Source organism: Psychrobacter sp. PSi21 (assembly GCF_054960615.1).
In genome coordinates this window covers 1-12,349 of record NZ_JBHNYR010000029.1, presented here as the reverse complement: position 1 = coordinate 12,349, position 12,349 = coordinate 1, and the positions used below count along the sequence as shown (strand labels likewise).

The 12,349-nt window shown below is 40.6% G+C and carries 9 protein-coding genes and 1 tRNA gene; 7 read left to right on the top strand and 3 right to left on the bottom strand.

What is annotated here, in order from left to right; all coding sequences use genetic code 11:
- Positions 1 to 201: 201 nt before the first annotated feature.
- The 4 genes from ACFI32_RS14350 to ACFI32_RS14335 all read left to right on the top strand — a co-directional run bounded on the left by ACFI32_RS14350 (position 202) and on the right by ACFI32_RS14335 (position 5,894).
- A complete protein-coding gene (locus ACFI32_RS14350; RefSeq protein ID WP_462627303.1) occupies positions 202 to 1,671 on the top strand; it encodes a protein adenylyltransferase SelO in 1,470 nt (489 codons plus the stop codon).
- A 296-nt stretch (positions 1,672 to 1,967) separates the two neighbouring features.
- Positions 1,968 to 4,286, top strand: coding sequence for an NADP-dependent malic enzyme (locus tag ACFI32_RS14345; protein ID WP_462627302.1), 2,319 nt, complete (start codon positions 1,968 to 1,970; stop codon positions 4,284 to 4,286).
- 166 nt (positions 4,287 to 4,452) lie between these two features.
- On the top strand, positions 4,453 to 5,652 hold the full coding sequence (locus ACFI32_RS14340) for a tRNA nucleotidyltransferase (protein ID WP_462627301.1): 1,200 nt from the start codon (positions 4,453 to 4,455) through the stop codon (positions 5,650 to 5,652).
- 165 nt (positions 5,653 to 5,817) lie between these two features.
- Positions 5,818 to 5,894 (top strand) — tRNA-Ile (locus ACFI32_RS14335).
- Between the two features lie 107 nt (positions 5,895 to 6,001).
- Here the strand turns inward: ACFI32_RS14335 and ACFI32_RS14330 are convergent.
- Positions 6,002 to 8,053 carry a TIR domain-containing protein gene (locus tag ACFI32_RS14330; protein WP_462627300.1) on the bottom strand — a complete coding sequence of 684 codons (2,052 nt, stop codon included), beginning with the start codon at positions 8,051 to 8,053 and terminating at the stop codon, positions 6,002 to 6,004.
- A 33-nt stretch (positions 8,054 to 8,086) separates the two neighbouring features.
- A complete protein-coding gene (locus ACFI32_RS14325; RefSeq protein ID WP_462627299.1) occupies positions 8,087 to 8,683 on the bottom strand; it encodes a TIR domain-containing protein in 597 nt (198 codons plus the stop codon).
- 144 nt (positions 8,684 to 8,827) lie between these two features.
- Here ACFI32_RS14325 and ACFI32_RS14320 point away from each other — a divergent pair, with 144 nt between their 5' ends.
- Both ACFI32_RS14320 and ACFI32_RS14315 read left to right on the top strand, forming a co-directional pair.
- The gene (locus ACFI32_RS14320) at positions 8,828 to 9,958 is read left to right on the top strand and encodes a hypothetical protein (RefSeq protein WP_462627298.1); all 1,131 of its coding nucleotides are present in this window, start codon (positions 8,828 to 8,830) and stop codon (positions 9,956 to 9,958) included.
- A 58-nt stretch (positions 9,959 to 10,016) separates the two neighbouring features.
- Entirely contained in the window at positions 10,017 to 11,021 is a 1,005-nt protein-coding gene (locus tag ACFI32_RS14315; protein WP_462627296.1) for a nucleotide kinase domain-containing protein, read from the top strand.
- Between the two features lie 13 nt (positions 11,022 to 11,034).
- Here the strand turns inward: ACFI32_RS14315 and ACFI32_RS14310 are convergent, their stop codons facing one another.
- A complete protein-coding gene (locus ACFI32_RS14310) occupies positions 11,035 to 11,661 on the bottom strand; it encodes a dCTP deaminase (protein WP_462627295.1) in 627 nt (208 codons plus the stop codon).
- Positions 11,662 to 11,867: 206 nt separating this feature from the next.
- Between ACFI32_RS14310 and ACFI32_RS14305 the strand changes: the two genes are divergently transcribed.
- Positions 11,868 to 12,349, top strand: a 482-nt coding sequence (locus ACFI32_RS14305) for a TIR domain-containing protein (protein ID WP_462627294.1), incomplete at its 3' end; no start/stop codon positions are given.

Genomic DNA, 12,349 nt, shown 5'->3' with positions numbered 1-12,349 from the left:
TTGACGCCAGATGTATAAAGACCCTTTATCTGTAACGGATAGAGGGTTTTTTTATGGCTGTCACCTTGCCTGTCTATACTCACCGATACAGTGCTCACGAAATATTACAGGTTGACACTCATTTGTACATAGGCTGCCTTTATTGACAGCTGTGCTATAGTCACGGCATACATTCTATTTTATGCGCACAAGGAATTTGGTATGCAGTATCAAAACACTTACGTTACGCTAGACCCGCGTCTTTATCATCGGCAGGTACCCACGCCGTTAGACAACCCACGTGCAGGGCATTTTAACCCGTATGTTGCTGAGCAACTGGGGTTTAGTGATGATGCTGATTTGATGGATAGCTGGGTAGATATCGTTGGTGGTCATCAAGTACCTGATGGGTTTGCACCCCTTTCTATGGCCTATGCTGGACACCAATTTGGACATTGGGCAGGTCAGCTGGGTGACGGTCGTGGTTTGTTGATGGCGCAAGTGCTGGACAAACAAGGCTCGTTGCAAGATTTGCACCTAAAAGGCAGTGGACTGACGCCCTATTCACGCATGGGCGATGGGCGCGCAGTGCTGCGCAGTACCATTCGTGAGTATCTGTGTGGTCATGCGCTCACCCAGCTTGGTATCCCCAGCTCCAACGCGCTGGGCTTTGTGGTTTCTGATACGCCGGTACGCCGTGAGCGTATGGAAGCGGGGGCGGCTTTGATGCGAGTGGCTGACAGCCATGTGCGTCTTGGTCATATCGAGTGGGTGGCTAGCTTCGCACCTGATCTGCTGGCAGAGTTCACCGACTATATGATCGACACCTACTATCCCGAGTGCCGCGAGCATGAGACACCAATATTGGCCTTTTTGCAGGCCGTAGTCAGCCGTACAGCACGTATGATTGCTGATTGGCAGTTGATTGGCTTTGCCCATGGGGTGATGAATACGGACAACTTATCCATCACGGGCAGCACACTGGACTTTGGGCCGTTTGGATTTATGGAGCGTTTTAATCCCGCTTGGATCAACAACCACTCCGATCACACAGGACGCTACAGCTATCAGAACCAGCCTGCCATTGGCCACTGGAACCTGAATGTTTGGCTCTCTCACTTTATGCGCCTGACCCACTCAGGTGTGACCAAAGCACATCTAGAGGATTGCTTAAACATATACGAGCCTACCTTTATGCAGCATTATCAGCAGGGACTGTGCAAAAAATTGGGACTTGCGCATGACACCGATAGTCTACGCCTTGCTTTTGATTGGCTCAGCTTGATAGAAGATAACCAACTTGATTACACCAACAGTTTCCGCGCCTTGCTGGGTCTGCTTGCCCCAAAAGATCACCCTTATGAAGTGCAGCTGCTTGAGACCATGCGGGCAGAATTGACGAGCACGGCAGAGCAAAATTGGCAAGCATGGTCAGAGCGTTATCTGGCACAAACCGCAACCACACGTGACCAAACCATTCAGGAAATCGGTCAATACAACCCTGTATATGTCTTGCGTAATGCCATGGCGCAACGAGCTATTGAGGCGGCTGAACAAGGCCAGTTTGAGGAAGTGGCACGGTTGTTTGAGCTACTCACACAGCCTTATACGGTACAGAATATCGCCACTGAACTTGATACGATGCCGCCCAAACCAGATACGCCGCAAATGCCTATCAGTTGTTCATCATAACCCGTTTTTATGGCTTTCTTTTTATCATAAATTTGTTATCATCAATTGGCTGAATGTTCGTTATCAAATTATTATATAATTTGTCTATTCGCTGCCTTCAGCTAGGCAGTGAATGGTCATGATGCTAGAATAGTGAGCTTGTCAATATACAAACGACTGTGATGGTGACTCTAAAGTTCATTATTGGCTTTTGGTATTTGCATTAAATATCGAACCACTATCAACACAGCGCAGACTCTAACTTATTTTTATTACTGTTTATTTTATTTCAATTTATCACAACAATGGCAATTATTATGAATGATGATACCAATCTGAATACAGAAAAGACGCACACGGATAAAGAGCAGTTCGAACAAGCAGCACTGCATTATCATGCGCATCCAAGACCTGGTAAGATTTCTGTTACCCCTATCAAGCAGCTTGCTAATCAGCGTGACCTTGCGCTCGCTTATTCACCCGGTGTTGCCGTTCCTTGTCTTGAAATTGAAAAAGACCCAACGCTGGCTGCAAAATATACTGCGCGTAGCAACCTTGTTGGTGTCATCACAAACGGCACTGCCGTACTTGGTCTGGGCAATATTGGCCCCCTAGCCTCCAAGCCTGTGATGGAAGGTAAAGGTGTCTTGTTCAAAAAGTTCGCTGGTATTGATGTTTTTGATATCGAAGTGGCGCAAAATGATCCTGATAAATTCATCGAAGCCGTTGCTGCACTTGAGCCAACGTTTGGTGGTATTAACCTAGAAGACATCAAAGCACCAGAATGTTTTAGAATTGAGCGCGAATTGCGTAAGCGTATGAACATTCCAGTCTTCCATGACGATCAGCATGGCACCTCAATCATTGTTGCTGCAGCAATGTTAAATGCGCTGCAATTGACTGGTAAAAAAATTGAAGACCTAAAAGTAATCTGCTCAGGTGCGGGCGCTGCGGCCATCTCTTGCCTTGACATCATCTGCGCACTAGGTATCAACAAAAACAATATTTATGTTTCTGACTCACGCGGCATCATCAGTACCAGCCGTGAAAACCTTGACGAAACCAAACAGCGCTATGCACGCGATACCGAAGCGACCACGATTGATGAACTAATCGACGGTGTTGACATGTTCTTAGGGTTGTCTATGCCAGGCACGTTGACCGCAGATATGGTCAGCCGTATGGCCAAAGACCCCATCATCTTTGCACTCGCCAACCCGACACCTGAAATCATGCCAGAGTTGGCACACGCGGTGCGCCCAGACGTGATCATGGCAACTGGCCGCTCAGACTATCCCAACCAAGTCAACAACGCGCTTTGCTTCCCTTATATTTTCCGCGGTGCGCTAGATGTCGGTGCAACCACCGTTAATGAAGAGATGAAAATCGCTTGTGTAAAAGCAATTGCTGCGATGGCTCACGTTGAAGCTACCCCAACTTCAGATGCTAAAGATATCGAAAGCATGCAAAGCTTTGGACGTGATTACCTCATTCCAGGGCCACTAGAGCCAAACTTAATCATTGAGATTGCTCCTGCGGTTGCCAAGGCTGCTATGGATTCAGGCGTCGCCACTCTCCCAATAGAAGACTTTGATGCCTATCGTCAACGCCTGTCTGAGTTTGTTTATAACTCAGCGTTTGTTATGAGGCCTGTGTTTGCACGCGCTAAGTCTGATCCTAAGCGTATTGTATACTGTGAAGGTGAAGATAAAAACGTCCTCCTTGCAGTACAGGTTGTGATTGATGAAAAACTTGCCAAGCCAATCTTGGTCGGTCGTCCTGCTGTTATCGAAGCGTATATTGAAAGACTGGGACTGCGCCTAAAAGATGGTGAAAACATCAGCATCGTGAATCCAGATGACGACCCACGTTACAGAGATTACTGGGAGACGTATTACGAGCAAAACAAGCGTCGCGGCGTCAGTATCGAGCTTGCGCGCCGTGATGTGCGCCGTAAGACCACCTTAATCGGTGCCTTGCTGGTCGAAAAAGGTGATGCTGATGGTATGATTTGTGGTACATTCAGCCATTATCATCTACACCTCAAATATGTACAAAATGTCATTGGCAAAAAAGAAGGGGTTAAAGACTTCTTTGCGATGAATGCGGTATTGATGCAAGATCGCAATATCTTTATTGCTGACACTTATATCCATGAGGATCCCACTGCTGAGCAGTTGGCGGAGATGACCATCTTGGGTGCCAAGCAGCTACGCCGCTTTGGTATCACGCCACGTGTGGCATTGGTGTCACACTCAAACTTTGGCGCATCAGACCGTACCAGTGCGCAAAAAATGCGTAAAGTACATGAAATCTTGCTCAACAGCGATGTCGACTTTGAGTTTGATGGCGAAATGCATGGTGACGCTGCCCTTGACGAGCGTATCCGTCTCAATGACTTACCATCAAGCACACTCAAAGGTGCGGCTAACTTGCTTATTTTGCCAACGCTAGATGCCGCCAATATCGCCTTTAACTTGCTAAAAACAGCAACCCAAAGCGCGTCTATTGGTCCCATCTTATTGGGCGCTAACAAGCCTGTGCATATCATTACCCCATCAGCAACAGCGCGCCGTGTGGTGAACATGACCGCCCTTGCTGTGACAGAAGCACAAGATTTGGCCAACATCCAATAATCTTTCGCTTGATTAGCAGTAGCAGCGATGGATGACGCCTAGTCGCCATCTGCTATACTAAGACCGATCAATACCAGCACACGGTATTGATCGGTTTTTTTATGTCATCGGACACATGTTGTCACCCACTATCAGCTGGGTGCTATCAGCAATAAAAGGGGCTATGATGCAGATTTTTTTGGTTGGCGGTGCAGTACGGGATCAGCTGTTGGGCATTCCTATCAAAGACAAGGATTTTGTGGTGGTGGGTGCCAGTGTGGCCGATATGCTGGATGCTGGATTTCAGCAAGTGGGTGCTGATTTTCCAGTGTTTTTGCACCCGCATACCCACCAAGAGTATGCCCTTGCCCGTACTGAGCGTAAGCAAGGACATGGTTATCAAGGCTTTAGTATCCACGCTAGTCCCGACGTTACCTTAAAAGAAGACTTACTTCGTCGTGATTTGACCATCAATGCAATGGCTATTGAGGTGACTGGGCTCAATGACGAGACGCCCACAAGTGGTCAGGTGATCGACTATTATGGCGGGCTTGATGACATCAATAATAAAGTACTGCGCCACGTCTCAGCAGCCTTTACTGAAGACCCACTACGAGTGCTGCGGGTGGCTCGCTTTTATAGCCGCTATTATGACGCAGGCTTTCATGTGGCGGACGAGACGCAAGCGCTGATGCATCAGCTTGTGGCATCAGGTGAGCTGGCTCATTTGAGCGCTGAACGCATTTGGCAAGAGGCGAGCCGCGCGATGATGCAGACCGCGCCACAGGTCTATTGGCAACTGCTATTCGATATGGGCGCACTTACTGATCACTTTGGCGCCCTGCACGACGCGTGGCAAAATATCAAAGTCAAAGAAACCATACAGACTGCATTATATTTCGCCAGCCAAATGCAACTGAATCTATCAGAGCGTTGGGCACTGCTGATGGCAAGCCTTAACCCGCAGCTCAGCGGTGCAACAATACAAGCAGCAAGTATCAGTATACCTTCATCCGTACAGGCCATTCATGATATCGGAGATCAGGCCAAAGTACCCAAAATGCATACACAATTTGCCGCGCTGTTTATGCAGCACTATGAGACGCTAAGCTGTATCGACCAACTATGCGCTGCCGAAAAAATCGCCCTTATCCAAGCCTGTAATGCTCATAAAGCCCCTGAAAAGCTCTCGCAGCTTTTGGTGGTTAGCCACGTATTACATTTGGCACAGCAGCACCGCCAGATGATGCTCGCTTTAAACAGCTTTCATGCTATCGGTATGAGTCATATTGACCAAACACTCAAGGGTGCCGCGATTGGCACGGCACTCAATCAAGCCCGATCTGAGCATTTAATATCAGTGACACAAACAGATCAGCAGTTTTGAAAAGTACGCTATGGCTATGAATTTCATGGCTGGTTTTAAACTGCTTTCTGATCCATCACACATTTTTGCTCGTTATAAACATTAAATCCAATATAACCGTACTTAAGTGGTATTTTTTACTTGAAAATCTGAAAAAATCAGGTATTATAGTCCGTCTAACGTTTAGGGCCCATAGCTCAGTTGGTTAGAGCAGAGGACTCATAATCCTTTGGTCGTAGGTTCAAGTCCTACTGGGCCCACCATATTTATATTGCAAAAAGAAAAAGGCTTGTTCGCAGCGATGCGGCAAGCCTTTTTTTATGGATGTTCAGTACTACAAAACTGTAAAGTTAGAGTCAACTTAAGAACATTATCCACTTACCCTACTTTCTAACTGCTTCAAACCTTTAAGTATCAAATGCACAACTTCGTCAACAAAAGGCGTTTTCATTAAGCGGCTATAATCTTCCTCATTTAAGCCAGATACTGAAGACAATTTTTCAACCGATATACCTAACAATGATGCTTCTACCTGTTCGTAATTAGCTTCAAAGGAATTACCTTTTGCAATCTGTTGAAGTTCTATATATCCCGCATTATGGCTTATCTGCCATCCTTCAGTAAATTCTTCGCATATTTCATTATTTAGAATGCTGTCACATAGTTTTTGGCAAAGTCCGCCGAGACCTCCAGCCAAATATATTGGTTTATTTAGGTCAATAGCTATCAAAAACTCTTCTAGTACTCCAGGCATCTTACCTTTATATCCTTCAAACTTACCACCAGCCAGCACTCTAACATCCGAATACGTAATCGAGGATTCCCGCATTTTAGTTAAGCTACGTGACCAAATATAGCTATTCGTAGGGCTATTTGGTGGAAGGAAAATATCAGTAGCATTATCAAGTAATGGTATGACATCACTAGGTAACGTATGACATTCAGTTTTAAGCACTTGGTTATATTTTGCTTTGAAATCTATGTGGTCATTTGTTAGAAATAATGGCCATGCTAAGTGGTTTTCCACATGTATTTTTTGCTCACCAATACGTGCGCTTAAGATATTGGCCTCATCTAGTATAAATTGGGTAAACCCGTCAGATCGCAAATCACCACCATATATTAACGTATGCTGACGATATAATAAATGACGAGCCAAGTCTTGCGATAACCGTTTTAGCTCATCTATGTGCTGATGATGCACCTCAAAACCCTTGTCGATATAGTCTGAAATAGATAATCCAACTTTATATTTTTTAGTAGCCGTAGCGTCACTTGACAATAGAGGTGTGGATAAGGTGATATTGAGAGCACCAGCCCAAGCAGTTTCTTCTTCGTAAACAGGTGGTTCTGGATAACAAACTATTAAGCTATCATCACATTTAAGTCCTTTTTCTTTTTTAATAAATATGACTTGCTCAGCTTCAGGCGGTCGTGCCAATATTTCTGCTTTTTTATTTATCCAACTTTGATTTCGATAATACTTAAGTAAAGCAGTTGCATATTTAAAGCGTATTGTCTCTAATAAAGACGCAATTAGAATGCGTAGTATCTTTTTTGTTTTAAGCGGCTTAACAGTAACATGAACACAGGGTACATTGCCCGCAGATGGAAAAATTCTATCCTCGTATTCTTCCAAACTATTAACAACAATGATAGGTATTCTATTTTGTTTTGCCATTAGTACCTCACGCTGACACCAGTAGCGTGAAGAATAAGCATCGCTTACAATAGCAACCATTGTTGAGTCTTGTAAGTTCACTTCAATATCTTTGTTAAATTTAGAGCCAGGAGAAATCTCTGTTGCATCAAAGAATTGACGCATATTACTATTATCAATGAAGCTTTTGATAGCTAAAGCATGGTTTACGCCAGTACTACCCATTTTCGCATGGCTTAAAAATAGTTTAATTGATGATAGATTGCTCTGTTCTTTAGGGTTAATATCATTGAAACCATAGCGGTATAGTTCATGAGATAGTGCTAGAATACCGCTATCTATACGCGTACTTTGCGGCCAATCATAAGCACGTATAAAGTTTAGGTCTTTTAAACCACCACATTGACTGTGACTGGTTCCAGCTTTATCTATAGAAACGGGGACAATACTGTATCCCTCGTCATTTGTGAGTTTATTAATATACTTAGACCAAGGATCAATTGTCAAAGTATGTTTACTAGTAAAGACAAAAATAATATCCTTTTGTGCTAGCTTGAGCGGAGGATTGTCAGGCGTCTCTGTTGGCGTTCTAGAGCTATAAAGAAAGGTAGGTATATTGATTTCACGGGAAAACGGTCTATCTGTATCGCGAGTAATATACCTACGAAACTCACTAATCACCTCGAAAATATTTTCGTTATCGGAAGGATGCCAAATAAAGTGAACAGCAAGAGGTGGTAAGTTCTGAGTAGAAGTAGTCATATCATAAAGATCCAAGATGGCTTTGATTAAATTTTAAGCTTGCCAGTGATTTTGACACTCTCTACGATTTTCTTTGAAATAAGAATGAGAATTGTTTGGCAAATAGAGTCTACTATTTCTCTTCTGGAAAGCCTCATGAATCCAAGCCATCAATTCTCGATGATTTATAGGACATGAATATATTTTTGAATAGCCAGCCTGTATATTATCGTAAAGTCTTGGTGGAATATTGCAAGGGGTATACTCTACACCGTTATCTGTAACTTCAGTAGAACATCCATAGCTATTGCATTTATCATAGCTAGGCAAAAGTATACCGATAAGTCCTGAACGTGTATTCTGACTCGTCTTCTTAATGCTGTAGCCTATCTCCCAATCAACATGCTTTCTTTTCCACGTATCTTGACCAATCAATACAATAGTAACTGAGCTTTGAGATATGAACCTATCTCTAATCGCCTGACGAGTGGTTTCAGTCTTATTATTAGGATCAATATCACCATCTTGAACTGAGCGAGAAACAAAGGTTTCAACATCATCCGAGAAGGCATTTTCAAACTCTTCTCGATAATCACCATCAGCGTGATGGAAGCTGACGAATACTTTGTGCTTTGGTATATTACATAACATATGGTTATTAATCTCCTTCGTGATATGATTATTCTATGCACTGTTATATAAGACGTACTTAAGGGTACGAATTCGCTCATTAGCATAGCATAGATTTATCAACAACTAGACGATTATCTACTTTCTAAAAAAGGGAGGACTGCCATGGCTAGAGTTAATAGTATTTATCTAAGTAGCTATATTGAGCTTGTTAAAGAGACTAATAAGTTTACTTCTGATAAAGCTCTTTTTGGTGCACAGATGGGTTTATTCAGTGAAGTAGGGAGTTTAGTATCCTTACTCAAAAAGAAGTTGCTCAACAGTGATTCGAATGATCATTCGAACGAACTAGTCGTCGAAGAGATGGGAGATATTTTCTGGTATTTTACACTTATAACTATTGTCGAAAGTGTTGATCTCTATGAATTAGCAAGCGATATCGAGCCCTATAATAGCCATGGAAGTGCAATCGTTATATCAGGGATAAAGAACCAACCGTTTGTAACCGTTAAATCTAATAAAAACATTAAAGATACTGAGTTGTTATTTAGTGAATTAATAAGCCATACAACCTCTCTAAGTAAAGAAACCACTTTAGAAGGAGTTAAAGACTTTTTAACTATATACTCGGAAGTAATGAGTTTTTTAAATCTTGATTTGTTAAATATTGTTGAACACAATACTTTTAAAATTAGGAATAGATTTGTACCAATTGAAGAACTTAATTTACCTTTGCTATCGTTTGATAGTAATTTTAGCAAAGACGAGCAGTTACCAGTAGAGTTCGAGGTTCACATTGTTGAAAAACCGAATGGTAAGGCTTACCTCAAATGGAATGATGTATTTATTGGAAGTGCTTTAAATGACAATCATCAAGAGGATGATAATTACAAATATCATGATGTATTTCATCTGGCATTTGCCGCCATACTACACTGGTCACCTACATTTAGAGCCTTGATTAAACATAAGAGAAAAAGCGACCCTTCTATTGATGAAACACAAGATAGCGGTAGACCAATTGTGATCGAAGAAGGCCTGAGTGCTTGGTTATTTTCCATATCAAAGCAAAGAGATATTGATTTTACTAAAGAGAGTAGTATTTCATATGATTTATTAAAGACTATTCAAATTTTTGTCAGAGGGTATGAGGTTGAAAATTGTCCATTACAGTTATGGGTGAAAGCTATTATCCAAGGATATACAGTATTTAATCAAGTTGTTGAGAATAAAGGTGGCATTATAGTAGGGAATCGTAGAGAAAGAACACTTCAGTTTAGAAAGCTTAATGATTAATAAAAAATAACTACTCCATCTAATTCAGATAAATGACAGTAATAAAGTTGCAATAAGTATGATTAGACCAAACGAAGAAGTTTTCAAATATTATTTTTACTTTATCCAAGAAAGAATGAGTATATTCTGGAATAAGTATGAAGAAAACCACCCTCTAACCCAAGACCCTACCCTACAGTCTTATAAATTTACCAACGTTTATAGGGCAATGGATAGGGTCAGTCAATACCTAATCAAGAATGTTATTTATTCAGATGATAATTTTTCTGACAAAGATATTTTACTCAGAATTATTGTATTTAAAATATTTAACAAGCTTGAGACATGGGAGTACCTTGAGAGCGAAGTTGGTAAAATATCTTTGGAGAACTTTGATTTGAAGGATATTAATAACGCTTTACTAAAACGTAAGAGGGTTGGACCCATATTTAATAATGCTTACATGATGACAGGTACACACTCTTTATATAACCATCTTGATTTCAAACATGAGAAATGGCTTCAGATGGTTAAAGATGAGTTAATTGATCAGTCTGTCTTTGATAAAATTATTGAAGCGAAGTCATTATCAGATACTTTTGACTATCTTAGAGGATGCTCTTTTATCGGTGACTTTTTAGCATATCAATATGCTATTGATATGAATTACTCAAGTGTAATTAACTTTAGTGAGGATTCATTTGTAAAGGCAGGCATCGGGGCTATTAGAGGTATTAAAAAATGTTTTGGTAATGCTTCTTCCTCAAAGTATAGTAATGAAGACATTATTAAATTCACTCAAGAAAATTTCGAATATTACCAATCTGAGTTTGGATACGATGACTTTATTCCTCTTTTTGGAAGATCGCCTACTCTCATAGATTTACAAAATTGCTTCTGTGAAACGGATAAAATCTTAAGGGTAAAAATGCCAGATTTACAATTGCAGAACAAACGTATTAAACAGAGGTATAAAGAAACACCTAGATCATTAGAGTTATTTTTTCCTCCTAAATGGCATATTAATCACAAAATAGATAAGCCATGCTTGCCAGCTACAAAAAGAGAGCTAACATTGTTCTAAATACTGTATTTATCTAACTAAGGTATGCTTTGAAAACCAAACTAAGTATACCAACTACTAACACACTTGCTAATACTAATACTTTTTCATACTTATTATCTAAATCTTTAATTTGTTTCTGCAAATCACCAAGAGATGCATTGTCGCTTCCACTCATATGATCATTAAGGAGCTTCCCAGTGACACCTGTTTGATCCTGATGCTTGCCGTTGTAACTTTCAGAAGCGCTGGTCAATTTCGCAAACCATATTTGAAACAATGGCTCTTCTATCGTTAGGTTTATCGGACTAGGACCAGCATTAAGTACTGAAAACACAATCTTTCCTTTAAAGTGAGGGTCTACATGAAATCCTGATACATTTACTAAACCCTTGAACTTAATGCTAGCCTTTATAGATATAAAGCCCATAATATCATTAGGCATCTCGACTTTTTCATAAGTTTCTAAAAAATAGAACTCACCAGGATTAACAACTATTTGGTTATCTTCAGCTTGTAGAACCCGAAATTTGCTATCAGAGGCACAGTAAGAAGCGCCTAAGCATAGCTCATATTTATTACTGTCTATAAACTTTGGCCTATACTGAGGAATAATTAATTTTATTTGCTCTTTTAACTCTTTTTCACCCAAAAAACTCATACTTGCTCCTATAGTTCGTAAATTTTATATTTTTTATTCATAATTTGGCTTCAACAGCTTGAGATTAGTGAAACTAACACCACATAATACTTATCAGCTTTTGTTTGATTATTTTCTACTCACTACATATTGATAAATAGAAATTATAAGGTTATACATTACATAAACGCTATAAGTCAATGGTTGTCATATTTTAAGGAAATAGTATGGGAAGTCAAAATAATGTATTTATAAGTCACTATGGTAAAGATGACGATAATGTTCAAGACTTAAAAAAACGTTTAAAAGATAAAGGCTATGATATCCGAAATAGTTCCATAGACAGTACAAAGCATGAAAATAAAAAAAGCTCTGATAGTGATCAAACTATTGAAAGGATGTTGAAAGAAAAAATTGCATGGTCAGGGACATTTATTTGTTTGATTGGTAAAAGAACGCATACACGTTCATGGGTAGATTATGAAATTGATCAAGCTGTATCAATGGGTAAAAAGATTATCGGTGTTTATAAACATGGGTGTGCAGTTGATACTAAGCTTCCCAAAAATTTGGAAAAATATGCGGACTCAATTATAGGATGGAATTCAACTGATGATTTAGGTAATGCGATTGCAAGTGATAGAGCATCTTTCGAAAATCCAGATGGAACTAAAAGTGAACCAATACATAAAATCAAGAGAGTGAATTG

Coding starts and splice junctions, on each gene's coding strand:
- ACFI32_RS14350 (WP_462627303.1), top strand. CDS start 202: ATGCAGTATCAAAACACTTACGTTACGCTAGACCCGCGTCTTTATCAT.
- ACFI32_RS14345 (WP_462627302.1), top strand. CDS start 1,968: ATGAATGATGATACCAATCTGAATACAGAAAAGACGCACACGGATAAA.
- ACFI32_RS14340 (WP_462627301.1), top strand. CDS start 4,453: ATGCAGATTTTTTTGGTTGGCGGTGCAGTACGGGATCAGCTGTTGGGC.
- ACFI32_RS14330 (WP_462627300.1), bottom strand. CDS start 8,053: ATGACTACTTCTACTCAGAACTTACCACCTCTTGCTGTTCACTTTATT.
- ACFI32_RS14325 (WP_462627299.1), bottom strand. CDS start 8,683: ATGTTATGTAATATACCAAAGCACAAAGTATTCGTCAGCTTCCATCAC.
- ACFI32_RS14320 (WP_462627298.1), top strand. CDS start 8,828: ATGGCTAGAGTTAATAGTATTTATCTAAGTAGCTATATTGAGCTTGTT.
- ACFI32_RS14315 (WP_462627296.1), top strand. CDS start 10,017: ATGATTAGACCAAACGAAGAAGTTTTCAAATATTATTTTTACTTTATC.
- ACFI32_RS14310 (WP_462627295.1), bottom strand. CDS start 11,661: ATGAGTTTTTTGGGTGAAAAAGAGTTAAAAGAGCAAATAAAATTAATT.